Here is a 24,129-nt window from a genome sequence, read left to right as displayed (position 1 = left end):
GTATGAACCTTCAGATTTGAAATGCTGAACCCTGTGGGAGCGGGTTCACCCGCGATGCGATGGTGCATTCACTGCCGCATTCGCGGGTAAACCCGCTCCTACAGGGGGCTTTGCCTGGCTTTAGATAATGCGGACTTTCAGGGCGCGACCCTTGATCTTGCCGCTGTTCAGCCGCTGCATGGCCTGCTTGGCCAGCGCCCGCTCCACGGCCACAAACGCCTGGAAGTCGAAGATGGCGATTTTGCCCACTTGCTTGCCTGGGATGCCGGCATCACCGGTCAGGGCCCCCAGGATGTCGCCAGGGCGCAGCTTGTCCTTGCGGCCAGCGGCAATGCACAGTGTGGTCATTACCGGCAGCAGGGGCTCGCCGCCCTTGTTTTTCAGGCTGTCCAGCTGGTCCCAGCGCAGCGGGCTCTTCTGCAGCGCTTCGATGGCCTGGGCGCGGTGGCCTTCGGCCGGTGCCACCAGGCTGACCGCAACGCCTTTCTCGCCGGCGCGGCCGGTACGGCCCACGCGGTGTACGTGGATTTCGGCATCACGCGCCAGCTCCACGTTGATGACCATGTCCAGGCCATCGATGTCCAGGCCGCGCGCGGCCACGTCGGTAGCCACCAGCACCGAGCTGCTGCGGTTGGCGAACATGGTCAGCACCTGGTCACGGTCGCGTTGCTCCAGGTCGCCGTGCAGGGCCTGGGCGACGATGCCCTTGGCGGTCAGGTGGGCAACCACGTCCTCGCATTGCTGCTTGGTGAAGCAGAACGCTACGCACGACTGCGGGCGGTAGTGGCCAAGCACGCGGGTGACGGCTTCCAGGCGTTGCTGCGGGTCAATCTCGATGAAACGCTGCTCGATCTGGTTGTCGGTGTGCAGGCTTTCGACCTTGACCTGCTGCGGGTTGCGCATGAAGTCGGCGGCCAGTTGCTTGATGCCGGCCGGGTAGGTGGCCGAGAACAGCAGGGTCTGGCGGCGCGACGGGGTCTTGCCGATGATGCTGGCGATGGCGTCGAAGAAGCCCATGTCGAGCATGCGGTCGGCTTCGTCCAGCACCAGGGTGTTCAACCCATCCAGGACCAGGGTGCCTTTGTCCAGGTGCTGCTGGATGCGCCCTGGGGTGCCGACGATGATGTGCGCGCCGTGCTCCAGTGAAGCGATCTGTGGGCCCAGCGAAACGCCGCCGCACAGGGTCAGGATCTTGATGTTGTCCTCGGCACGGGCCAGGCGGCGCAGCTCTTTGGCCACCTGGTCGGCGAGTTCGCGGGTAGGGCAGAGCACCAACGCCTGGCAGCCGAAGTAGCGCGGGTTGATCGGGTTGAGCAGGCCGATGCCGAAGGCGGCAGTCTTGCCGCTACCGGTCTTGGCCTGGGCGATCAGGTCCTGGCCTTTGAGGATGACAGGCAGGCTCTGGGCCTGGATCGGCGTCATCGAGGCATAGCCGAGGGCCTCCAGGTTGGCCAGCATGGCAGTGGACAGCGGCAAGGTGGCAAAGGCGGTGGATTCGGTGGTCACGAGGCGGGCCTGCGGTGCGAAGCGAAAAATGCCGCATAGTCTACCAGCCTCGTGGCCATTCGCCCTACGACTCCATGTGTTGTTCCGGACGACGGGCACGCCTTCCGTCCGTCGGCGCCAGCTGCAGGAAGATCGCCGCTGCCAGCATGGCCATTACACCGATGGTGACGAAGGTCAGCTGGAACGCGCCCAGGGTGGTTTCCACGCCTTCGGCGCTGCCTGCCGCAGTAAAGCCGCCCAACAGTGCGCCGGCGCAGGCCACACCCAGGCTCAGCGACAGTTGCGCGACCACCGACAGCAGGCTGTTACCGCTGCTGGCGCTGGCGTCGTCGAGATCGATTAGCGTCACTGTGTTCATCGCAGTGAACTGCATGGAGTTCACTGCGCCCAGGAGGCCAAGTTGCACCAACAGCAGCCAATAAGGGGTCTGCTCGTCCACCAGGCCCAGGCTTGCCAGCAGGATACCCAGCAGCAAGGTATTACAGGTGAGGATGATGCGATAGCCGAACCGTTCGATCAGCGGTCGGGCAATGGATTTGGCCAGCATGGCCGCCGCCGCCAGCGGGATCATGCTCATGCCAGCCTGGGCGGGTGAGTAGCCCAGCGCGACCTGCAGCAACAACGGCACCAGGAACGGCAGCGCGCCGCTGCCCAGGCGAGCGAACAGGTTGCCGAGGATGCCGATGGCGAAGGTACGCACGCGGAACAGGCTTGGCGAGAACAGCGGCTCCGGGTCGCGCCCGGCGCGCAGCCAGTACGCGGCCAGGCAGGCCATGCCGGCGAACAGCAGCAACATTACCCGCAAGTGCGGCAGGTGCAGCTCGCCCAGGCCTTCCATGGCAATGGTGATCAGTACCATCGCTGCGCCGAACAGCAGGAAACCAGGGCCGTCGAAGGTGGTGCGCTCGGCGCCGCGCAAGTCCGGGATGAACTTCCACACGGCAATGCAGCCAAGCAGGCCGACTGGCAGGTTGAGCAGGAAGATCCAGTGCCAGCTGAGGATTTCCACCAGCCAGCCACCGACCGTTGGACCCAGCAATGGCCCGAGCAGGCCGGGGATGGTGATGAAACTCATGATCCGCACCAGCTCGCTGCGTGGGTAGGCGCGCAGCACCACCAACCGCCCGACCGGCAGCATCAGCGCACCGCCCAGGCCCTGCACTACGCGGGCGAAGATCAGGAAGCCAAGGCTGTTGGCTGCTGCGCACAGCAGCGAGCCAAAGCTGAACAGCAAGATGGCGCTGAAGAAGATGCGCTTGGTGCCGAATCGGTCGGCGATCCAGCCTGAGGCAGGGATCAGCAGGGCCACGGTGAGCATGTAGGCAATGATCACACCCTGCATGCGCAAGGGGTCTTCGGCCAACGAGCGGGCCATGGCCGGCAGTGCAGTGTTGAGGATGGTGCCGTCCAGGGACTGCATGAAGAAAGCGATGGCCACCACCCAAGGGATCCAGCGGGCGGTGACGGGGTCCAGCGGGGTGCGTTCGGGCATGACTTCCTCGTTTGTCAGTGCCGGCCCTTTCGCGGCTAAAGCCGCTCCTACAAGGGTTACGCGTTCCTTGTAGGAGCGGCTTTAGCCGCGAAGGGGCCGGCAAGTCCAGTCACAATGTCAGGGTCAGGCCTTTGACCAGTGCCCCGGGCAAATGACTCGACCCGGTACTGCGCTGTCCATAAGTACTGGTCGACAGAATCATCTCGCGCTCCTGGGTCAGGTCCTCCAGCTGGCTGCCCAGCAAGCTGTACAGGCTGTCATCGAAGCGCATGGTACTCACCGGCCCCTGGATCTGCCCGTCTTCTACCCAGAAAGTGGCGAAGCGGGTCAGCCCTGTCATGCGCGCCGCTGGCAGGTCCGAGTAGTTCAGGTACCACAGGTTGCTGATGTACAGCCCGGTGCCTAGACGCTCAAGGATCTGCGCACTGGCCAGATTGCCCGGCGCCAGGCTGAGCGCACAGGGCGACTCGTAGACGTCGGCGCCATTGGCCTGCAGCTCGAACTCGGCTGCACTGCGTGCACTGATCAACCGCTGCCGGGCCTCGCCTTGCTGGATCAGCGGCACATCCAGGCGCGGCGCACCTTCATCGGAAAATGCCGGGCTAAGCGAGCCGCTGACCTGCTCGGTTAAACTGACCAACGGGCTAAGCCGCGCATCGCCGTTGTACAGGCGCTGCAAGGCACTGTTGCCAGTCGCCAGGGCCTGCGCGGAAAAACCGCCCCAGCACAACATGCCGGCGATCTCGTCCATCGCTGCCGGCGCCAGGAAAGCGCGGTAGCTGCCTGGCTTGAGGGTCACCGCCGGGCGCCCAAGAAAGCCCAACTGCTCCCGCGCCTGGCGCAGGCGTGCGCTGAAGTCGTCGGCGTTCCACAGCTGACCGGCATAGTTGGCTTTCACCGCTTCGCCGTTTGGGTGGAACAAGCTCCAATCGAAGTTGAAGCTGTTGGCCTGGTGCCAGCCGAACGCGCCGTACGAGCTGGCGAAGCCCCGGCAGACTGGGCCAGCGGCGTATATACCGACCAGGTCCAGGTCACCGGCATTACGCTCCAGCAGTGCCAGCACTTCGTTCAGGTCTGGCAGCGCCTGCGCTTGCTGGCTATGGCTGTGCCAGGGGCTCTCGTCCAGGCGCAGATAAGGGTCGACGGCGAGTAGCGGCAGTGTCTGGCGCAGCTGCTCCAGGGCATCCGCCAGGCGCTGGCGATCCAGCTGCGCATCGCCACTCAAGGTCACCTGCTGTTCCGCCTGGCGCCCATCGCGCACCAGCCGCAGTTGCGCGCTGGCCTGACTCACTTCGCCGGCCTGGCGCACCTTGGCATGGTTGAAACGCACGAACTGCGATTGCTCGGCACTGTAACCGAGGGTGAACTGCTCGCCCGCCTGAAGGGCGGTGCGCACCTCCCCGACCAGGGTTTCGAAAGCCTGTTTCATCACGCGTCTCCTCCGAATACATCGATCTGGCGGAACACACAGGCAGGCGAGGCGTGGCCGACCCGCACCACCTGATTGGGTTCGCCCTTGCCACAGTTGGGCGTGCCCAGCACCTGGAAGGTACTGTGGTCGCCAACCGCCGACAGGTTGCGCCAGAACTGCGCGGAGATGCCGCGGTAGTTGGGGTTCTTGACGATGCCCTTGAGCTCGCCACTTTCAATCAACTGGCCCCATTCGCAGCCGAACTGGAACTTGTTGCGCGCATCGTCGATGGACCAGGATCGGTTGGTACGCATCAGGATGCCGTGCTCGATGCCTCCGATCAGTTGCTCGAAAGACTGGTCGCCCGGCTCGATGTTGAGGTTGGCCATGCGGTCGATCGGCGCGCGGTTCCAGCCGCAGGCACGGCTGTTGGCCACGCCGTCCAGGCCAGAGCGGAACTGAGACAGCGCGCCACCCAGCGGGCGCAGCAGCAGGCCGTCGCGTATCAGGAACGCTTTGCTGGCCGGGGTGCCGTCGTCGTCATGACTGTAGCTGGCCAGCTCTTCGCCAATGGTCGGGTCGAAGGTCACGTTCAGCAGGCTGGAACCGTACTGCAGGTGGCCGAAGTCGCTGGCTTTGACGAAGCTGGTGCCGGCGTAGTTGCGCTCGTCACCGAGAATGCGGTCCATCTCCAGCGGATGGCCGATGGATTCGTGAATCTGCAGCATCATCTGGTCTGGCATCAACAGCAGGTCACGCGGGCCACTGGGGGTGTTCGGCGCCAACAGCAGTTGCAGCGCTTCGTCGGCCACCCGACTGGCCGCGCCGACCAGGCCGCAGCGCTCGATGATCTCGAAACCACCCTGTTGGCCGAAGTTGTCGCGGCCCAGGCTGCGGCTTTGGCTGTCCTGGCCGTCGCTGGCGGTCACCCCCAGGCCCGGGAACAGGAAGCGCTGGGCATGGCGCAGTTCGGCGCCGGCCGAGTTCAGGTAGGTTTGCTCGACCAGGCTCAGCCCCAGGCTGGCCTGCCAGTCCACCAAACGGCTGTCCTTGGGCACGCTGGCCGATTCGGTGGCGAGCAGGCCAAGGCAGTCGGCGAGGTTGGGCACGGGTTGGTCGAAGTTGGGCGAAACATGGTCGTGGCGTGCGCTGGTCACGGCTTGTTCGCGCAGGTCCAGCAGGCTGTGCCGGGCGATTTGCCGCGCCAGCGCCTCGGCTTGCTCAAGGGCGCGCTGCAGGCCAGCCTGGGACAGGTCGGCGGTGGCAGCGTAGGCCTCCACGCCATTGACCCGCACGGTGAGCATGGCGCCCTCATCCTGGCTGAAGAAGGGCGGTTCGGCAACGTTGCGTCGCACCGAAAGCGCCTGGTGCGACTGTTTCACATGGCGCAGGGAAAACAACTCGGCCGTACTGCGCAGCGCAGCAAAGCGCTGGCGCAGCAGGGCGCTGGAATCGAACATGCGGATGCCTCCGTGTACACGGTGGCTCCCCCTAGAACCACCCGTCTTGCATGCCGAGGCAGGTATCGTCGTGTGCCTCGAGCAATGCCAGCTCATTATGGCAGCCCGGTACTTCCCAGGTCAGGAAATAACGCGCGGCCTGCAGCTTGCCCTGATAGAAGTCGCGATCGGCAGGGTGACCTTTCTGCAGGCCAAGCTCGGCGTGAATGGCCTGTTCCAGCCAGCGCCAGCCGATTACGCAGTGGCCGAAGGCCTTGAGGTACAAGGCCGAGTTCGCCAGGGCGCCCGCGACCTTCCCTTGGGCCATGTCGCCTAGCAGGGCCAGTGTGACGCCCTGCAGGCGGTTGACCAGTTGCTCCAGCGGCTGGCGCAGTGGGTCGAGTTCAGGGTGGTGGCTTGCACGCTCGCCGGTTGTGGCGATCAGGCGGATCAGTTGCTTGAGCCCGGCACCTTGGTTCTGGGCCAGCTTGCGACCGAGCAAGTCGAGCGACTGGATGCCTTCTGTACCCTCGTGGATCGGGTTCAGGCGGTTGTCCCGGTAGTACTGCTCTACCGGGTATTCGCGGGTGTAGCCGTGACCACCGAGAACCTGGATTGCCAGTTCATTGGCCTTGAGGCAGAACGTCGAAGGCCAGGACTTGACGACCGGGGTCAGCAGGTCGAGCAGCGCCTGCGCTTGGTTGCGCGACGTTTCGTCGTTGGCGGTCTGGGTATCGTCGAACAGGCGCGCTGCGTACAGGCCCAAGTCGAAGGCGCCTTCTACATAAGCCTTTTGTGTCAGCAGCATTCGTTTCACATCGGTGTGCGCGATGATCGGTACTGCCGGGCTGAGCGGGTCTTTGCTGTCCGGCAGCCGGCCTTGCGGTCGCTGGCGGGCGTACTCCAGCGAATACAGGTAGCCGGCGTAACCGAGCATGACCGCCCCCATGCCAACGCCGATACGTGCTTCGTTCATCATCTGGAACATGCAGGCCAGGCCTTGGTGCGGCTGGCCGACCAGGTACCCGACGCACTGGCCATTGTCGCCGAAGTTCAGGGCTGTGGAGGTGGTGCCGCGCCAGCCCATTTTGTGGAACAGCCCAGCCAGCAGCACATCGTTGCGCGGGCCACGGCTGCCGTCCGGGTTTACGTGGTACTTGGGCACGATGAACAGCGAGATGCCCTTGACCCCGGGCGGGGCGTCCGGAAGCTTGGCCAGCACCATGTGCACGATGTTTTCCGACAGTTCGTGGTCGCCGCCGGAAATGAAGATCTTGTTGCCTTTGAGCCGGTAGCTGCCGTCGCCTGCTGGTTCGGCGCGGGTGCGTATGTCGGCCAGCGACGAGCCAGCGTGGGGTTCGGTCAGCGCCATGGTGCCGAAGTAGCGGCCGTCGATCATCGGTTGCAGGAACAGGCGCTTCTGTTCATCGGAGCCGAAGCTCTCGATCAGGTTGGCCGCACCCATGGTCAGGAACGGGTAGGCCGTGGTGCCGGCGTTGGCGGCCTGGAAGTGGGCGAAGCAGGCTTGCGAGACCAGGCTGGGCAGCTGCATGCCGCCGACCTCGAAGTCCCGGTTGGCGTTGAGGAAGCCGGCTTCGAGGAAGGCATCGACGGCGGGCTTCACTTCGGGGATCAGCTCCGCGCGGCCGTCCACGTAGCGTGGCTCGTTTTCGTCGGCCTTGCGGTTGTGCGGGGCGAAATACTTTTCGGCGATGGTGCGGGCGGTCGTCAGTGCCGCATCGAAGGTTTCACGGCTGTGCTCGGCGAAGCGCGGGCGCTGGGTCAGGGCTTCGGCGTCGAGGACTTCGTAAAGCTCGAAGGCGAGGTTGCGGGGGCTGAGCAAGGTCTCGGGCATGGTGGCGGTCCTGAGGCGGGATGCTGCGAGTGTAGGAGCGTGGTGAGACTGGGGACAGGTTAATAGGTTTGCGTGATATGGGTTGAGAACGCCGGGAAGCCTGCCGGTTATTGGTGAAACCAGCGCAAGGTCAGGTCGTGTAATGCCTGCTCGGGACAATATAGAGACGTTTCCCACATTCCCGATCGGAAATGAACTGCTGCGGATCGAATGTCAGTTGGCCTTGAATGTGCGTTTTGGTGTTCACAAGGAAACGTTTCAGATGAGTGATGCCCATCACGCTGACTTGGCTGAGGCCAACGGCAACCAGGTTCCCTTCTTCGTAGTCTCGCCTATGAAATTTGGTGTAATGACTTTCTTTACCTTGGGCTTCTACTGGGTTTATTGCTTCTATCAAAGTTGGAGTCTGCATAGAGAGAAAACGGGAGAGCGCGTAAGTCCGCTCTGGCGAAGCGCTTTTGCAGTGTTCTTCATCTATCCATTATTGAGAAGGGCAAATGACCATATTCGCGACTCAGGTAAAACTTATCCGTGGTCCATCCTGGGGCTCACGCTGGGCTATTACGGTTTTTGCGTTGTCTGGGTGGCTGCCAGCGTCGTGTTGGAAGGCCAGCTGTGGCCGGCCTACTTTGCGGGCTTAGCCATTCAGGCAGCTTGGCTGATCATTCTGGTGTTCATGCAGAAGGGCATCAATTTCAGTGCGGGTGACAAAGAAGGGAAGGCCAACAGCCGGTTCACGCTGGCAAATTGGCTTTGGATGCTGTTGGGTATTGGGCTTATGGCAGCACAGTTGTTTGCTTTGATTGCGCTTTCACCAATGGTTTGAGCAACTTTTGGCCGGAGCTCTGTCTGAGGGGAGCTCCGGATAGTCCCCGATCCACCCCGCGTTTCCACTTTCCTTGAAGACAATACGATGTTGGGGTAGGAGCCTGCTGCAAGGCTTTTTTGATATGTCTGTCTGGACGGGTCCTTTCGCGGGAAAACCCCACAGCGGCCTGTGTCCAACCCCCAATGTGTGTCCACCAGAGCGGGTTTACCCGCGAGTACGGTGGTGGCGGCAACGGTGAACGGCGGGGGGAGATTGGCCAGCAGGGCCGGCCCTTTCGCGGGTGAACCCGCTCCTACGACGGCCTCTATCCAACTGTCCGTCACCGTGGTAGGAGCGGGTTTACCCGCGAAAGGACCGGCCCAGGCAGCCGAGAATTTCCAGGGGATAAACGGTAACAACAGAAGACACCCAGTCAGCGTTGGCATGACCACGTTCTGGTGAGCACCTGTTAGTCCAGCCCCTGCTTCAGGACATGCACGCATAAAAAAGGAGAGCCGAGGCTCTCCTTCTTCTTCAACAACCCTCAGCCATTAGCCGATGGTCATCAGGCTGGCGTTACCACCCGCCGCTGCAGTGTTCACGCTCACCGCGCGCTCGATGACCAGGCGCTCCAGCGCAATCTGGTGATCACCGCTGGACAGCCCGTGCACCCCAACGATCGCCCCGGCACGCTTGGCCACCTGCTGGCATACGCCGCGCAGCTGGTCCGAGTCGCCATGGTGGATTACTGCGTCGAACGCCACTTCATCCTTGTTCCAGTCCGCGACCAGCTTCACCTTGGCCTGCAGCTCACGCGGCAGGCGGGCGCGCAGAGCCTTGCCCGGTTCACCGTCAACCCACACCGCCGAGCTGCCAACGGCCAGTACCGCGGCGAACTGCGCCAGCAGGTCGGTTTCGTTGTCTGCCAGGCACAGTACGTGCTCCCGCGGCAGAATGGTGTAGCTGTTGCGCTCGCCGGTCGGGCCTGGCAGCAGGCGAGCGATGCCGCTCTGCGACTGGCTGGCGAACTGGCTGCACAGCGCGGCCAGGTCGGCAAGCTGGTTGTTCTCGGCCCAGGCCTTCAGGCCGTGCAGCGGTTTGACCAGCTGTTCGTGCAGGGTGCGGTCTGGCTTGCCTTCGCCGTCCTGCTGCTGGAAGTGGCGGCCAATGGCGTCGGCCGGGCGGGTCGACAGCAAGCGGTAGAGGTACAGCGGGCCGCCGGCTTTCGGGCCGGTGCCAGACAGGCCTTCACCACCGAACGGCTGCACGCCCACCACTGCACCTACAATGTTGCGGTTGACGTACATGTTGCCGGCGTTGGCGGTTTCCACCACCTTGGCGATGGTCTCGTCGATACGGGTGTGCACGCCGAGGGTCAGGCCGTAGCCGGAGTTGTTGATCTGCTCGATCAGCTGGTCCAGATTGCGGCGGTTGTAGCGCACCACGTGCAGCACGGGGCCGAAGATTTCGCGCTTCAGCTCGTCGAAGCTGTCCAGCTCGATCAGGGTTGGCATGACGAAGGTGCCGCGCTTGATCTCGGCAGCATCGGCAATCGCGACCTGGTAGACCGGGCGGCCTTTCTCGCGCATGCCCTGGATGTGCTTCTCGATGCCGGCCTTGGCTTCGGCATCGATCACCGGGCCGATGTCCACGGCCAGGCGGTCCGGGCAGCCCAGGCGGCTTTCAGCCATGGCGCCCTTGAGCATTTCGATCACGCGGTCGGCGGAGTCTTCCTGCAGGCACAGCACGCGCAGGGCCGAGCAACGCTGGCCGGCACTGTCGAAGGCCGAGGACACCACGTCGATCACGACCTGTTCGGTCAGTGCCGAGGAGTCGACGATCATCGCGTTCTGGCCGCCTGTTTCGGCGATCAGCGGGATCGGCCGGCCCTGGTTGTCCAGGCGGCCAGCGACGTTGCGCTGCAGCAGGCGGGCCACTTCAGTGGAGCCGGTGAACATCACGCCTTTGACGCGCTCGTCTCCGACCAGGCCGGCGCCGACGGTTTCACCTCGGCCCGGCAGCAACTGCAGCACGCCTTCTGGGATGCCCGCTTCCAGCAGCAGGCGCACGGCCTGGGCGGCGATCAGCGGGGTTTGCTCGGCAGGCTTGGCCAGTACCGGGTTGCCGGCAGCCAGGGCTGCGGCCACCTGGCCGGTGAAGATCGCCAGCGGGAAGTTCCACGGGCTGATGCACACCACCGGGCCCAGTGGGCGGTGGGCGTCGTTGCTGAAGTCGTTACGTGCCTGCACCGCGTAGTAGCGCAGGAAGTCCACGGCTTCACGCACTTCGGCGATGGCGTTGGCGAAGGTCTTGCCGGCCTCGCGAATGAGCAGGCCCATCAGCGGCTGGATCTCGGCCTCCATCAGGTCGGCGGTGCGCTCCAGAATGGCAGCACGCTCGGCTGGCGGGGTGGCCTGCCAGATCGGCGCGGCGTTCAGTGCGCACTGGATGGCGTTGTCCACGTCGGCAACGGTGGCCTCCTGCACATGGCCGACTACGTCGCGGTGGTCTGCCGGGTTCAGCACCGGTGCGGCAGCGCTCTCGCTGGCGGCGCAGGCCAGCAGCGGGGCAGCCTTCCAGTCATTGTGAGCGGTGGCCAGCATGGCGCAGGACAGCGATGCCAGGCGGTGTTCGTTGGCCATGTCGATGCCGGCCGAGTTGGCTCGTTCAGTGCCATACAGATCGCGCGGCAGCGGGATGCGTGGGTGCGGCAGGCCGATACTGCCTTCCTGGGTACCCATGCGCTCGATGCTGGCCACCGGGTCGGCGACCAGTTCCTGGATGGAAATCGAGTGGTCGGCGATGCGGTTGACGAACGAGGTGTTGGCGCCGTTTTCCAGCAGGCGGCGCACCAGGTAGGCCAGCAGCGTTTCATGTGTGCCGACCGGTGCATACACGCGGCACGGGCGGTTCAGCTTGCCATCGGCAATCTTGCCGACCACTTGCTCGTACAGCGGCTCGCCCATGCCGTGCAGGCACTGGAACTCGTACTGGCCCGGGTAATAGTTCTGCCCGGCAATGTGGTAGATGGCCGACAGGGTGTGGGCGTTGTGGGTGGCGAACTGCGGGTAGATGGCTTCTGGTACGGCCAGCAGCTTGCGGGCGCATGCGACGTAGGACACGTCGGTGTACACCTTGCGGGTATAGACCGGGTAGCCTTCCAGGCCTTCGACCTGGGCACGCTTGATCTCGCTGTCCCAGTAGGCGCCTTTTACCAGGCGGATCATCAGGCGGTGGCGGCTGCGCTTGGCCAGATCGATGACGTAGTCGATCACGTACGGGCAGCGCTTCTGGTAGGCCTGGATAACGAAGCCGATGCCGTTCCAGCCAGCCAGGGATGGCTCGAAGCACAGGCGTTCGAGCAGGTCCAGCGAAAGCTCCAGGCGGTCGGCTTCTTCGGCGTCGATGTTAAGGCCGATGTCGTACTGCTTGGCCAGCAGGGTCAGCGACAGCAGGCGCGGGTACAGCTCTTCCATCACGCGCTCGTACTGGGCCCGGCTGTAGCGCGGGTGCAGTGCCGACAGCTTGATCGAGATGCCTGGGCCTTCATAGATACCACGGCCATGCGAGGCCTTGCCGATCGAGTGGATGGCCTGCTCGTAGGACGCCAGGTACTTCTGCGCGTCGTGTTCGGTCAGTGCGGCTTCGCCGAGCATGTCGTAGGAGTAACGGAAGCCTTTGGCCTCGAAACGGCTGGCGTTGGCCAGGGCTTCGGCAATGGTCTCGCCGGTGACGAACTGCTCACCCATCAGGCGCATGGCCATGTCGACGCCCTTGCGGATCATCGGTTCGCCGCTCTTGCCGATGATGCGGGTGAGCGAGGAGGTGAGGCCGGTTTCGTTATGGGTGCTGACCAGCTTGCCGGTCAGCAGCAGCCCCCAGGTGGCGGCGTTGACGAACAGTGACGGGCTGTTGCCCAGGTGCGGCTGCCAGTTGCCGGTACTGATCTTGTCGCGGATCAGGGCATCACGGGTACCTTTGTCGGGGATACGCAGCAGGGCTTCGGCAAGGCACATCAGCGCCACGCCTTCCTGGGATGACAGCGAGAACTCCTGCAGCAGGCCCTGGACAATACCGGCACGGCCGCCGGCGCTTTTCTGGTTGCGCAGTTTTTCGGCAATGCCTGCGGCCAGCTTGTTGGTGGCGTCGGCCAGCGGCGCGCTCAGGCGCGCCTGCTCCAGCAGCATTGGCACCACTTCCTGCTCGGGGCGGCGGTAGGCAGCGGTGATCGCCGAGCGCAGTACCGACTGCGGCAAGATGCTTTCGGCAAATTCGAGGAAGCACTGGTGGCTGTGATCGGCCTGGATTTCACCGGCATCGTCGGCCGGGTTGCTGGCATGACCGTTGAGTTCGGTCAGGGTGGCGCCACCCTCGAGCTTCTCCAGATAGTTGAAGATCGCTTGCTTGATCAACCAGTGCGGCGTGCGGTCAATGGACTGCGCAGCTGCTTTGAGTCGCTCACGGGTCGGGTCGTCGAGTTTGACCCCAAGGGTGGTAGTCGCCATTTCTTATCCTCGTTATTGCCACGGTTGTGGCCTAAGCTGGCGTCAAGAGTATCTGTAGGACAATTCAGGTGCAACCAGGTGCAACCCGAATTTTTCGTGTGAAAGGTGCAACTCGTCCGACAGCTATTCCCATACCCTGAAAAGGGGCGCTTTCGGTGCGATTTATTCTGAAAAAGCGGTTTTTTGCTCCCGAAAGGAGCAAGAAGTGGGCTTTGTCGGAAATTGCACGGGCAGGTGCAACTTGCAAAAGAAAAATGGTTGCACCTTCTTTGCGTTGTTGCATAGCATTCGCCGCCTGGGTGCAACCGCCAACGCTGTGGTTGCGCATGATAAAAACAAACGCCAGGGCACACGCATGGGCAATCCACTAACGATCACCTTCGTGATCTACATCGCAGCAATGGTGCTGATCGGCTTCGCCGCCTATCGCGCTACCAACAACCTTTCCGATTACATTCTGGGTGGTCGCAGCCTCGGTAGCGTGGTTACCGCGCTGTCTGCCGGTGCCTCCGACATGAGTGGCTGGCTGCTGATGGGCCTGCCTGGTGCCATCTACTTTGCGGGCCTGTCCGAGGCCTGGATCGCCATCGGCCTGACAGTGGGTGCCTACCTGAACTGGCTGTTCGTGGCCGGCCGGCTGCGCGTGCAGACCGAACACAACGGTGACGCGCTGACCCTGCCGGACTACTTCTCCAGCCGTTTCGAAGACAATAGCGGGCTGCTGCGTATCATTTCCGCCATCGTCATCCTGGTGTTCTTCACCATCTACTGTGCCTCCGGCATCGTGGCCGGTGCCCGTCTGTTCGAGAGCACCTTCGGCATGTCGTACGAAACCGCTTTGTGGGCTGGTGCAGCGGCGACCATCGCCTATACCTTCGTTGGTGGCTTCCTGGCGGTGAGCTGGACCGATACCGTACAGGCGTCGTTGATGATCTTCGCGCTGATCCTGACCCCGGTAATCGTGCTGATCTCCACCGGTGGCTTCGACCAGACCTTCGCCGCTATCGAGGCGGTGAACCCGGCGAACTTCGACATGCTCAAGGGTGCCACCTTCATCGGCATCATCTCGCTGATGGGCTGGGGCCTGGGTTACTTCGGCCAGCCGCATATCCTGGCGCGCTTCATGGCCGCTGATTCGGTGAAGTCGATCGCCAAGGCGCGCCGCATTTCCATGACCTGGATGATCCTGTGCCTGGCGGGTACCTGTGCCGTTGGCTTCTTCGGCATTGCCTACTTCTCGGCCCATCCTGAACTGGCAGGCCCGGTTAGCGAGAACCACGAACGTGTGTTCATCGAGCTGGCCAAGATCCTGTTCAACCCATGGATTGCGGGTGTCCTGCTGTCGGCCATCCTGGCCGCAGTCATGAGTACCCTGAGCTGCCAGCTGCTGGTGTGCTCCAGCGCCCTGACCGAAGACTTCTACAAAGCCTTCCTGCGCAAGAATGCTTCGCAGGTCGAGCTGGTGTGGGTCGGCCGTCTGATGGTGCTGGCCGTGGCCCTGATCGCCATCGCCATGGCCGCCAATCCGGAAAACCGCGTGCTGGGCCTGGTGGCCTATGCCTGGGCTGGCTTCGGTGCCGCCTTCGGCCCGGTGGTGCTGATTTCGGTGCTGTGGAAAGGCATGACCCGTAACGGTGCGCTGGCCGGTATCGTGGTGGGTGCGCTGACGGTGATCCTGTGGAAGAACTTCGACACCCTCGGGTTGTACGAAATCATCCCGGGCTTCCTGTTCGCCAGCATCGCCATTGTTCTGGTGAGCAAGCTGGGCAGCCCTTCGCAGACGATGGTCAAGCGCTTCGAAGCGGCTGATGCGGCGTATCACGCCGACAAGTAACATCCGTTGAATTGGCGGCGCCTGCTTTGCGGGTGCCGCCAATCAGCAGCCAGGCCTGACTCCGCCTGCAAGGCAAGGTAAACTTGCCGCCTTCGCAGGAGTTGCCATGAACTATCGTCACGCCTTCCACGCCGGCAACCACGCCGACGTCCTCAAACACATCGTGCTGACCCGCCTCATCGCCCTGATGTCGCGCAAGGAGCAGCCGTTCGCCTATATCGATACCCACGCAGGGCTCGGTCTGTACGACCTGCAAGGCGACCAGGCAAGCCGTACCGGCGAGTACCTGGAAGGCGTAGCCCGCCTGTGGAATCGCGATGACCTGCCGGCCATGGCCGACGACTACCTGCGCATCATCAAGCGCCTGAATGCCGATGGCGAGCTGCGCTACTACCCGGGGTCGCCCGAACTGGCCCGTCGCCTGATGCGCCAGCAGGACCGCGCCCTGCTCAACGAGAAGCACCCCGAAGACGGGCCGCTCCTCAAAGAAAACATGAAAAAAGACCCGCGCGTGACCGTGCACCTGGGTGAAGGCTGGCATGTGCCCCGGGCCTTGCTGCCGGTGCAGGAAAAGCGCGCGATCATGCTGATCGACCCGCCGTTCGAGCAGGCCGATGAGCTCAAGCGCTGCACCACTGCCATGAAAGAGGCGATCGGCCGCATGCGCCAGACTGTTGCGGCCATCTGGTACCCGATCAAGGACCAGCGCTCGCTGACCCGCTATTACCAGGACCTGACCAGCACTGGCGCGCCGAAACTGTTGCGGGTTGAGCTGTATGTGCATCACCAGGACAGCCCGCAGGGGCTGAACGGCTCTGGCCTGGCCATCGCCAACCCGCCGTGGGGGCTGGAGGATGAACTTAAGGAGCTGCTGCCATGGCTGGCCAAAGAGCTGGCACAGACCGCCGGTAGTTACCGCATGGACTGGCTGATCGCCGAGTAAACCTGTAGGCGCGGGTTTACCCGCGAACACCGGCTACGCCGGTGCCATCCACCGCGTTGCCTGCTTCGCGGGTGAACCCGCTCCTACAAGGGGGCGGTGTGCCTCCAATGTTTGCGTTATAATCCCGCCCTTTAGCCGCCATCCGCCCACGAGGCCGCTGGCGCATTTTTACCGAATGAAGAGGCTAATCCCTTGGCATTGACGATTCTTGGCCTGTCCGGCGCCCTTAGCCATGACCCTTCCGCGGCCTTGTACATTGACGGCAAGCTGATTGCCGCCGCCGAAGAAGAGCGCTTCGTGCGTGACAAGCATGCGAAGAACCGCATGCCCTACGAGTCGGCGAAGTTCTGCCTGGAACAGGCAGGCATCAAGCCGTCCGACGTCGACGTGGTAGCCATCCCGTTCGCCCCGATCAGCCTGTTCGGCAAGGCGCGGTGGCACTATGCCAAGCGCTATTGGTACGCCCCGGATCGTGCACTCGATGCCATCCTGATGGGCAACCGTCGCTACAAGCGCTATCGCAAGAAGATCGTCTGGTGCCTGGAGCAACTGGGCTTCGACCCGAAAAAGGTCAAGATCGAGCCGGTCGAGCACCACCTGGCCCACGCTTCCAGTGCTTATCATTGCTCGGGTTTCAAGGAAAAAACCGCAATCCTCGGCATTGACGGCAAGGGCGAGTACGCCACCACCTTCTTTGGTTACGGCGAAAACGGCAAGATCCACAAGATCAAGGAATTCTTCGACCCGGACTCGCTGGGTGGCCTTTACGGTGCCATCACCGAGTTCCTGGGCTTCGAAATGCTCGATGGCGAGTTCAAGGTCATGGGCATGGCGCCGTATGGCGACGCCAGCAAGTATGATTTCTCGCGTCTGGCCAGCTTCGAAAACGGCGAGTTGGTGATCAACACCGAGTACGCCAACGTTATCGGCCTGCGCCGCTATAAAGAGAAGGGCAAGGGCTTCTACTTCTCGCCAAAGCTGATCGAATGGCTGGGCCCCAAGCGCGAAGGCGACATCGCCGACGAGCCGTACATCCATTACGCCGCCAGCATGCAGGCGCTGTTCGAGAAACTGGCGCTGCAGATGATCGACCATTACCTGGGCGACACCCTGCGTGAAACCGGCAAGCTGGCCTTCGCCGGCGGCTGTGCGCTGAACGTCAAGCTCAACCAGAAGATCATCGCCCGTCCGGACGTGAAAGAGCTGTTCGTCCAGCCGGCCTCCGGTGACGCCGGGACTGCCGTTGGCGCCGCCGCCTATGTTTCCCACGCCCGTGGCGTTCCGGTCGAGAAGATGGAGCACGTCTACCTCGGCCCGTCGTACTCCAACGAGGACGTGATCGCCGCCTGCGCCCGTCACCCGAACCAGCCAAAGTGGCGCAAACTCGAGAACATGCCGCAGCAGATCGCCCAGATCATGGTCGATGGCAACCCGGTAGCCTGGTTCCAGGGCCGCATGGAGTTCGGGCCGCGTGCCCTGGGTGGCCGATCGATCATCGGCTGCCCAAGCGTGGAAGGCGTGGCTGACCGCATCAACCACCAGATCAAGTTCCGTGAACGCTGGAGACCTTTCTGCCCGTCGATGCTCGACACTGTCGCCCCGCAGATGATCAAGGTCGACCATCCCGCGCCGTTCATGACCTTCACCTTCGAAGTCGCTGAAGAGTGGAAGACCCGCGTGCCGGAAGTGGTGCATGAGGACGGCACTTCGCGTGCCCAGGTGCTCAAGCGCGAGTACAACCCGCGTTACTACGACATGATGAAGGCGCTGGAAGACCTGACTGGCAACGGTGTGTCGCTGAACACCTCGCTGAACCGTCGTGGTGAACCGATGATCTGCTCGCCGACGGATGCCCTGAACATGTTCTTCGGCTCGGACCTGCAGTACCTGATCATGGAAGACATCCTGGTTGTGAAGGACGGCGCGGCCCCGTATGACCAGCCGCTCTGAACCGCGCATCCTGCAGTTCTGCCATGGCTATGACGGGCCGTTCCTGGACTGCGCCCGTCAGTACGCCAGCCTGTTTCAGGGGCGTGGGTACCAGGTGACCACGGTGTTCCTCACCGGCGCCGCCGATGCGCAGGTGGCGGCTGGCTGTGCGTCGGACGAGGTGCTGTTCCTTGAGTTCAGTTCCAAGGCCGTGCGCGGCCTGAAACTCGGCGCCATCCGCACATTGCGGCGCATTGCGGCCGAGCGCAATTTCGCTTTCTGCATCGCCCACCGCTTCAAGCCGATCTACGTTGCCCTGCTTGGGACCGGCCTGCCGGTGATTGGTGTGCACCATGCCTTTGGCGACTACCAGCGCAAAGGCCGCCGCCTGTTCGCGAACCTGTTCAGCAAGCGTCTGAGCCTGTTGGGTGTTTCGGACGCGGTACGTGACGATATGCGCCGTTGCTTGCCGCAGTGGCCGGCCGAACGCATCCAGACCCTGTACAACCGCATCGACATCGACGCCCTGCAAGCAGCCCTGGTGCCGCGCACTGACGCACGCCAGGCCTTGGGCCTGGATCCCCAGGCGTGGATCGTCGGCAATGTCGGGCGCCTGCACCCGGACAAGGACCAGGCCACCCTGTTGCGCGGTTTTGCCCAGGCACTGCCGGGGCTGCCGGCTGGCGCCCGCCTGGCGATCCTCGGCAAGGGGCGCCTGGAGGCCAAGCTCAAGGCGTTGGCTGCCGAGCTTGGCATTGCCGGGCAAGTCGACTTTCTTGGCCAGGTACCGGATGCGCGCCGTTACTTCCAGGCGTTCGACGTGTTCGCTTTGAGTTCCGATCATGAGCCGTTCGGCATGGTCCTGCTCGAAGCGATGGTTGCCGGTGTGCCGGTGTTGGCCACGGCCTGTGGCGGAGCCCGCGAAGTGGTCGAGGGCGTTGGCGTGCTGTTCCCGCTGGGCGACGCCGCGCAGTTGGCCCAGGGCCTGCAGCACATGGCCGTACTGGACGCTGGGCAGCGCCAGGCCTGTGCCAGGCACATGCTGCAACGCCTGGGTGAGCGTTTCTCTGACCAGGCGGTGCGCGAGGCCTTCTGGCAACTTCCACAGGTGCGCGCGTTGGTGGGGCAGGCCTGATGCTCAATCGTATCCAGGCCTTCCGCGAACGCGGTTGGCAAGCTATCGATGCCAAGGCTTATGCCCAGGCGTGGGCGCGCTTTGGCGGCAGTGTCGCCACCCATCCGCTGGTTGTCGAGCAACTGGCGGACCTGGCACAGATCCCGGTGCGTTACCTGGGCTGGCACCAGGCTGGCGAGCTGAAAGCCGCCATCCCGGCCTGGGGGCGTCACCTGGCGCTGTCCAAGGACGTGCTGAAGCGTACTGGCAAGAAGGCCCTGTTCGACCTCGGTAATGCCGAGATCATTCTGCCGGCGGCGTCTGATGCCGCTGCGCCGTTGCGCCATACAATGCGTTACCTGTCTGAACTGAACCAGGGCCGCTTCAGCGGCCTCAAGGCGCAGAAGGAGCAGTTGGCCATGGCCCGGGCGCCTGAAGACCTGTCGAAGAAGTTCCGCTACAACCAGCGCCGTGAACTGCGCCTGCTGGAAGAGGCGGGTGGTGTGGTACGCCCGATCAGCGACTTCAGTGCTCAGGAAATCGCCAGCATGTACTGCGACCTGTTCCTGCGCCGCTGGGGGTTTCCGGCCACCGGTGCCGAGCGTATGGCCGATGTGCTGGAGCGCCTGCGTGAGCTGCTGATCGGCTCGGTGTTGCTGCTGGACGGTAAGCCGATTGCCATCCAGCTGGTGTACCGCGTAGAAGCGCCGGAGTGGATCAGCGTCGAGTACATCAATGGCGGCGTCGACCCTGAAACCAAGGCCTTCAGCCCAGGCAGCGTGCTGAGCTTCCTCAATACCCAGGCCGCCTGGGAAGACGCCCGGTCGCGCAACAAGCCGCTGCGGTTCTCGTTCGGCCGTGCTGATCGTGAGTACAAGGACCGCTGGTGCAACCCTGTGCCGGTGTATCAAGCGTGAGCCGCAAGCAGCAGTTGCTCAAGCGCCACCGGCGCAACAAACGCCTGGGGCTGCTGGCGGGCCTGGTTGCGCTGGTCGCCCTCGGTGTTTTCAGCTGGTGGTGGCTGCCACTGCTGCTGTTGCCGCTGCTTTGGGCTGCCCATGAGGCCTGGTTTGCCGACCACCTGTTCTATGCACCGGGTGAGGACTATGCCTACGACTTCGGCGATCAGGTGCAGCAGGTTCCTGCCAGCCTGCACGATGGCTGGCTCAAGGCTGATTGCACGTTGCAGGGCGACGAAACCCTGGTGCTTGAACTGCGGCTAAAAAGCAGCTGGTTGGGCCGCTTTCTCGATCCTCGGGTCGAGCTGCTGGCTGGCGAACAGGCCGATCGGCAAGCGTTCGAGCGTGGCGTTGATGGCGTGCGCTTCCTTAACCTGACGGGTCTTGCTGCGCCACTGCAGGCCGGTACGTTGCGACTGCGCGGCCGGCATTGCCGGCTGCAGGGCCAGTTGCGTCTGTGGATAACCCCCTCGGTCGAGCTGCAGCAGCGCCGGGTGATGGTGATCGCGCCACATGCCGACGACGCCGAGTTGGCCGCGTATGGGTTGTACAGCCAGGCCGACGAAAGCTGGGTGGTGACCCTGACCGCCGGTGAGATAGAGGCCGAGCACTACCAGCAGATGGGCCTGGCAAAGGCCGAGGCCGCGCGCCTGAAGGGGCGCCTGCGTGCCTGGGACAGCATCGTGGTGCCGCGTTGGGCCGGCGTGCCGGAGTCGCGTTGCATACAGCTGGGCTACTTTTGCCTGCAGCTGCCTGCCATGCAGGCAGCACCCGACCAGCCGGCCGCCTCACGTGAAGCCGACCTGGCCGATATCCGCGTGTTCCGCCAGTTCAACCCGTTCCCGTTACCGGGCGACCGTGATGGCGCACCCACCTGGCACAACCTGCTGGCCGACCTGCGAGCCTTGCTGGAGCTGGCCAAACCAGAGGTGCTGGTGATGCCGCACCCGCAGCTAGACCCCCATCCGGACCATATCTGCGCTCAGGCGGCGGTATTGGAAGCCTTGCAAGGCATGACCTGGCAGCCACAAACCTTGCTGTGCTACGCCAACCACCTGCACGATAACGACCGCTGGCCGATGGGCGACAGTGGCGATGGCGTGGCTTTACCGCCGCAATTGAGCGCTGCCCAGGCCTGGGCACCCTGCAGCCTGGTACTGGACTGCGCGACTCAGCGGGACAAGGCGATGGCCCTGGGCATGATGCACGACCTGCAGCCGCCGGCACCGTTCAAGCGCCGCCTGCGCCGTCTGCTGCAACGCTGGCTTGCCGGGCGACAGCCATCGCCTTATGGGGAGAACGAATTCTTCCGCAAGGCCGTGCGCCGACACGAACTGTTCTGGCGGCGTGACCTGTAAGCACGCCCCATGGTTGACCGCGAAGGCGCAGAGCGCCCAAGGAAAGCAATGAAAGTCCTATTTCTGGTGCAGAAGGAACAGCGGGCGATTCTTGACCGCCTGTACGATGGCGTCGCGGCCAACTGCGAGTGCGACCTGCGCTGGCTGACCAGCCAGGATCAGCGCAACCTGCGCCGTTACTTCAAGCGTGAGGTGCAAGTCGAGCGCTATGACCGCATCGTGTTCTTCCTGCGTTTCAAGCAGGAGATCCGTCAGGTGGCCTTCATCCGCACTGTGCCGAACCTGGTGATTCTCGAGCACGACGCCTACCAGAACTACATCCCGTGCAAGTACACCGGCAAGTTCAGCGCTCATTATCGTCAACTGCCATGGGCACGGGTGATCAGCTCCGGCTACATGGTCAGCGAGCGCTTGCGCCAGGAAGGTTTCGACGCGGTGTTCGTGCCCAAGGGCTATGACGAGCAGTTGCTGGCCGACCAAGGGCGTGAGCGTGATATCGAACTGGCCTTTGTCGGTAGCGTCAACAGCGTGGCCTACAGCGGCCGCAAGGCACTGCTGGACGAGTTGGGGCAGGTCGAGAACCTGTTGGTAACCCGTACCAAGTCGGGCGAGGACTACTGCAACACGCTCAACCGTATTCGTTTCTTCGTCAGTGCCGATGTCGGCATGGGCGAGTACATGATCAAGAACTTCGAAGCCATGGCCTGTGGCTGTGTGCTGCTGGCATACGACCAGGGCGAGGAAGAGAACCGTGCGCTGGGCCTGCAAGACATGCACAACGTGGTGTTCTATGACAACATCCCGACCCTTCAGGAAAAGCTCCGTCGTTTGCGCGCGAACCCCGAGCTAGCCCGGCAGATTGCAGAAAATGGCCGCCATCTGGCGGTTTCCCGTTTTAGTTTCGGCGCAGTTGGACGTAGCATCGTCGACCACATGCGCCCGGCGCTCAGGCCCCACCCGCCATTGTCTGCATGGCAGCGGCTGCGTCTGAAGCTGGGCATCTAAACAAGAGCTTTCACGCCCAGGAGCGGGTTGTTGAAGGCCGATAGTCGTAATGCGGAGGGAATCCGGTGCGCTTTTCAAATGAGAGTGACGTCACGCTCGTCGTGACCAGTTGTGGGCGGTTCGATCTGCTCAAAGACACCCTTGAGAGTTTCGATCGCTACAACACCGCGCCCATTCGCGAGGTATTCATCACCGAAGACTCTGGCGACGATGCTGTGCATGCCGCTGTGCCGGCGCACTGGAAGCCGCACTGCAAGGTGTTCGTCAACCGGCCCAAACTTGGCCAGTTGCCGTCTATCGACCTGGCCTACAGCCAGGTCAAGACGCCGTACATTTTTCACTGCGAAGACGACTGGCAATTCTATCGCCAAGGCTTTGTCGAAGACTCGCAGGCCATCCTGGATGTCAGTCCAAACATCTTGCAGGTCTGGTTGCGCAGCCATGCCCACGACCTGGCCATCCACAGCCCGTACATCCACTTGGGCGATCGCCAGGTGATCGCCGGGGTGCCGTGCTATCCGCTGCTGTCCGACAAGGCTGAGTGGCAGGCGTTCTCGCTCAACCCTGGGCTGCGCCGATTGAGCGATTACCAGCGCTGTGCGCCATTTGCCGCCTATGCTGGAGAAAAGGCGCTTTCCCGTCGTTACGCTGAGTTAAATCTGACAGCGGTCACCTTGGAGGGTGATGCAGTATTGCACACTGGATTCGGCAATCACGTGACCTTGCCCATTGAAGTGGAGCGTAAGGCCAAGCGTCGTCAACGTGATCGGTTGAAGCTGGCATTGACGCTGGTTGCGGGGGCCTTGATCGGCATGGGAATCACCATTTTTGTTCAATGAAGTCGCTGTCCCACCTGACTTGAGCGGGAGAGGGCCCATGAACATCGTCAATATGATGTGGGCGGGTGGAACGCCGTACATGTCCATCCACAAGGTGCACCGGCAGGTCTTGTCGAACGCGGGTGCCGATGCCCGGATCAGTAACTGGCTGCTGCTGGGGAGCGGGCTCTGCTGTGGGCTCGGTTCGACCCGGGAATGGCATATGCCCTCACGTGCGCTCAAAGGGCGGCATTTGTGGCGCTTGCTGCGCCCGTGGCTGCGCATGCGCTTGCGCAAGGCACTGGCCGAGGCCGGGGCAGAAGTGGTGCTGCTCGATGGTATTGGCGTCGCCCGGTTGGTGCTGCCATTGTTGCAGCGCATCGGGCACGTACGTGCCAAGGTACTGTTCCATGGCAAGACGCGTCTGCATGCCAGCGATATCCGCTTGTTGCAGATGTTTCCGTCCGAGCGTCTGAGTATCGCGGCGGTATCACAGACGTTGGCCGAGTCGCTGGAGCGTGACCTGGGCAGGCCGGTGCAGACGCTGCGCATGGCGCTCGACCCGCTTGCATTCGTCGAGCCTTTGCTGAGCCGGGACCAGGCCAGGCAGGCACTGAAGTTGCCTCAGGGCGCCGAGGTGATGCTGGGTGCGGTAGGGCGATTGGTAGAGAGTAAAGGCTTCGAAATGCTGATCGAGGCATTCGCCAGGGCCAGTGCACGGCAACCGGGCTTGCAGCTGGCGATCATTGGCGAGGGGCCGCAGCATGCCGTGCTGCAGCAGCGTATCGACGCGTTGGGCCTGGCCGAGCGCGTTCATCTGCGCGGTCACCGCGAAGACCTGCAGCAGCTGTATCGGGCATTCGACTGGCTATTGGTACCTTCGCGTTCCGAAGGCCTGGGGCTGGTGGTGCAAGAGGCGGTGATGGCCGATGTACCGGTGGTGTGCAGCGACCTGGAAGTGTTTCGCGAGCAGTTGCGCGACACGGGGGGCTACCTGCCGGTTGCCGACGAAAGCGCCTGGGCTGAGGCGATTGAGCGCTGTACGGCGCTCAGTGCATCGACGATCGCCGCGAAGCAGCGCCAGGCACTGGCACCGGAGCAGGCCTGGCAGGCTTTCTGCAGCGGCTCGCAGAGCCTGTTGCGCAGCTGACCT

General features: G+C 63.1%; 17 protein-coding genes. 10 read left to right on the top strand and 7 right to left on the bottom strand.

Annotated elements, in window-relative coordinates; translation table 11 throughout:
* Positions 1–120: 120 nt before the first annotated feature.
* From dbpA to FQ668_RS24050, 5 genes are all read right to left on the bottom strand, one after another.
* Positions 121–1,458 carry an ATP-dependent RNA helicase DbpA gene (gene dbpA / locus FQ668_RS24070; protein ID WP_230065385.1) on the bottom strand — a complete coding sequence of 446 codons (1,338 nt, stop codon included), beginning with the start codon at positions 1,456–1,458 and terminating at the stop codon, positions 121–123.
* A 112-nt stretch (positions 1,459–1,570) separates the two neighbouring features.
* On the bottom strand, positions 1,571–2,998 hold the full coding sequence (gene mdtD, locus FQ668_RS24065; protein WP_014592628.1) for a multidrug transporter subunit MdtD: 1,428 nt from the start codon (positions 2,996–2,998) through the stop codon (positions 1,571–1,573).
* Positions 2,999–3,107: 109 nt separating this feature from the next.
* The gene (locus tag FQ668_RS24060; protein WP_019437552.1) at positions 3,108–4,427 is read right to left on the bottom strand and encodes a TldD/PmbA family protein; all 1,320 of its coding nucleotides are present in this window, start codon (positions 4,425–4,427) and stop codon (positions 3,108–3,110) included.
* The gene (locus tag FQ668_RS24055) at positions 4,427–5,869 is read right to left on the bottom strand and encodes a TldD/PmbA family protein (protein ID WP_014592626.1); all 1,443 of its coding nucleotides are present in this window, start codon (positions 5,867–5,869) and stop codon (positions 4,427–4,429) included. Before FQ668_RS24055 ends, FQ668_RS24060 begins: the two co-directional genes overlap by 1 nt.
* A gap of 31 nt (positions 5,870–5,900) precedes the next feature.
* On the bottom strand, positions 5,901–7,703 hold the full coding sequence (locus FQ668_RS24050) for an acyl-CoA dehydrogenase (protein WP_019437553.1): 1,803 nt from the start codon (positions 7,701–7,703) through the stop codon (positions 5,901–5,903).
* A 142-nt stretch (positions 7,704–7,845) separates the two neighbouring features.
* Between FQ668_RS24050 and FQ668_RS24045 the strand changes: the two genes are divergently transcribed.
* Positions 7,846–8,529: a hypothetical protein gene (locus FQ668_RS24045; protein ID WP_019437554.1), complete on the top strand. Its 684-nt coding sequence runs from the start codon at positions 7,846–7,848 to the stop codon at positions 8,527–8,529.
* Between the two features lie 533 nt (positions 8,530–9,062).
* Here FQ668_RS24045 and putA read toward each other — a convergent pair.
* Entirely contained in the window at positions 9,063–13,016 is a 3,954-nt protein-coding gene (putA, locus tag FQ668_RS24040) for a trifunctional transcriptional regulator/proline dehydrogenase/L-glutamate gamma-semialdehyde dehydrogenase (RefSeq protein ID WP_070384418.1), read from the bottom strand.
* A 64-nt stretch (positions 13,017–13,080) separates the two neighbouring features.
* On the bottom strand, positions 13,081–13,299 hold the full coding sequence (locus FQ668_RS24035; protein WP_134697803.1) for a hypothetical protein: 219 nt from the start codon (positions 13,297–13,299) through the stop codon (positions 13,081–13,083).
* Positions 13,300–13,371: 72 nt separating this feature from the next.
* Between FQ668_RS24035 and putP the strand changes: the two genes are divergently transcribed.
* The 9 genes from putP (at position 13,372) to FQ668_RS23985 (ending at position 24,126) form a co-directional block, all read left to right on the top strand.
* Positions 13,372–14,850, top strand: a complete 1,479-nt coding sequence (gene putP / locus FQ668_RS24030) for a sodium/proline symporter PutP (protein WP_041167205.1) — start codon at positions 13,372–13,374, stop codon at positions 14,848–14,850.
* A 106-nt stretch (positions 14,851–14,956) separates the two neighbouring features.
* Complete coding sequence (locus tag FQ668_RS24025) at positions 14,957–15,793, top strand: 23S rRNA (adenine(2030)-N(6))-methyltransferase RlmJ (protein WP_010955521.1); 837 nt, start codon at positions 14,957–14,959, stop codon at positions 15,791–15,793.
* 192 nt (positions 15,794–15,985) lie between these two features.
* Positions 15,986–17,743 (top strand): carbamoyltransferase, encoded by a 1,758-nt coding sequence (locus FQ668_RS24015; RefSeq protein WP_003249431.1) that lies wholly within the window; start codon positions 15,986–15,988, stop codon positions 17,741–17,743.
* Entirely contained in the window at positions 17,727–18,857 is a 1,131-nt protein-coding gene (locus tag FQ668_RS24010; RefSeq protein ID WP_019437557.1) for a glycosyltransferase, read from the top strand. The genes FQ668_RS24015 and FQ668_RS24010 overlap by 17 nt, the downstream gene beginning before the upstream one ends.
* Positions 18,857–19,753 (top strand): antimicrobial resistance protein Mig-14, encoded by an 897-nt coding sequence (locus tag FQ668_RS24005; protein ID WP_014592620.1) that lies wholly within the window; start codon positions 18,857–18,859, stop codon positions 19,751–19,753. The genes FQ668_RS24010 and FQ668_RS24005 overlap by 1 nt, the downstream gene beginning before the upstream one ends.
* Positions 19,750–21,153 carry a PIG-L deacetylase family protein gene (locus FQ668_RS24000; protein ID WP_014592619.1) on the top strand — a complete coding sequence of 468 codons (1,404 nt, stop codon included), beginning with the start codon at positions 19,750–19,752 and terminating at the stop codon, positions 21,151–21,153. The genes FQ668_RS24005 and FQ668_RS24000 overlap by 4 nt, the downstream gene beginning before the upstream one ends.
* A 48-nt stretch (positions 21,154–21,201) precedes the next feature.
* Positions 21,202–22,158 carry a glycosyltransferase gene (locus FQ668_RS23995; protein ID WP_003249439.1) on the top strand — a complete coding sequence of 319 codons (957 nt, stop codon included), beginning with the start codon at positions 21,202–21,204 and terminating at the stop codon, positions 22,156–22,158.
* Positions 22,159–22,223: 65 nt separating this feature from the next.
* Positions 22,224–22,997: a glycosyltransferase family 2 protein gene (locus FQ668_RS23990; RefSeq protein WP_010955517.1), complete on the top strand. Its 774-nt coding sequence runs from the start codon at positions 22,224–22,226 to the stop codon at positions 22,995–22,997.
* Positions 22,998–23,034: 37 nt separating this feature from the next.
* Positions 23,035–24,126 carry a glycosyltransferase gene (locus FQ668_RS23985; RefSeq protein WP_019437559.1) on the top strand — a complete coding sequence of 364 codons (1,092 nt, stop codon included), beginning with the start codon at positions 23,035–23,037 and terminating at the stop codon, positions 24,124–24,126.
* The last annotated feature ends 3 nt before the right edge of the window (positions 24,127–24,129 follow it).

It is taken from the genome of Pseudomonas sp. Kh14 (genome assembly GCF_900291005.1).
GTDB classification, from domain to species: Bacteria; Pseudomonadota; Gammaproteobacteria; order Pseudomonadales; family Pseudomonadaceae; genus Aquipseudomonas; species Aquipseudomonas alloputida.
The sequence above is the reverse complement of the archived record's forward strand: the minus strand, read 5'-3'. Positions and strand labels throughout refer to the sequence as shown.

Excerpts from the sequence above, each read along its gene's own strand:
- dbpA (WP_230065385.1), bottom strand. The coding sequence starts at position 1,458 with ATGCTGGCCAACCTGGAGGCCCTCGGCTATGCCTCGATGACGCCGATC.
- mdtD (WP_014592628.1), bottom strand. The coding sequence starts at position 2,998 with ATGCCCGAACGCACCCCGCTGGACCCCGTCACCGCCCGCTGGATCCCT.
- FQ668_RS24060 (WP_019437552.1), bottom strand. The coding sequence starts at position 4,427 with ATGAAACAGGCTTTCGAAACCCTGGTCGGGGAGGTGCGCACCGCCCTT.
- FQ668_RS24055 (WP_014592626.1), bottom strand. The coding sequence starts at position 5,869 with ATGTTCGATTCCAGCGCCCTGCTGCGCCAGCGCTTTGCTGCGCTGCGC.
- FQ668_RS24050 (WP_019437553.1), bottom strand. The coding sequence starts at position 7,703 with ATGCCCGAGACCTTGCTCAGCCCCCGCAACCTCGCCTTCGAGCTTTAC.
- FQ668_RS24045 (WP_019437554.1), top strand. The coding sequence starts at position 7,846 with ATGCCTGCTCGGGACAATATAGAGACGTTTCCCACATTCCCGATCGGA.
- putA (WP_070384418.1), bottom strand. The coding sequence starts at position 13,016 with ATGGCGACTACCACCCTTGGGGTCAAACTCGACGACCCGACCCGTGAG.
- FQ668_RS24035 (WP_134697803.1), bottom strand. The coding sequence starts at position 13,299 with ATGCAACAACGCAAAGAAGGTGCAACCATTTTTCTTTTGCAAGTTGCA.
- putP (WP_041167205.1), top strand. The coding sequence starts at position 13,372 with ATGGGCAATCCACTAACGATCACCTTCGTGATCTACATCGCAGCAATG.
- FQ668_RS24025 (WP_010955521.1), top strand. The coding sequence starts at position 14,957 with ATGAACTATCGTCACGCCTTCCACGCCGGCAACCACGCCGACGTCCTC.
- FQ668_RS24010 (WP_019437557.1), top strand. The coding sequence starts at position 17,727 with ATGACCAGCCGCTCTGAACCGCGCATCCTGCAGTTCTGCCATGGCTAT.
- FQ668_RS24005 (WP_014592620.1), top strand. The coding sequence starts at position 18,857 with ATGCTCAATCGTATCCAGGCCTTCCGCGAACGCGGTTGGCAAGCTATC.
- FQ668_RS23995 (WP_003249439.1), top strand. The coding sequence starts at position 21,202 with ATGAAAGTCCTATTTCTGGTGCAGAAGGAACAGCGGGCGATTCTTGAC.
- FQ668_RS23985 (WP_019437559.1), top strand. The coding sequence starts at position 23,035 with ATGAACATCGTCAATATGATGTGGGCGGGTGGAACGCCGTACATGTCC.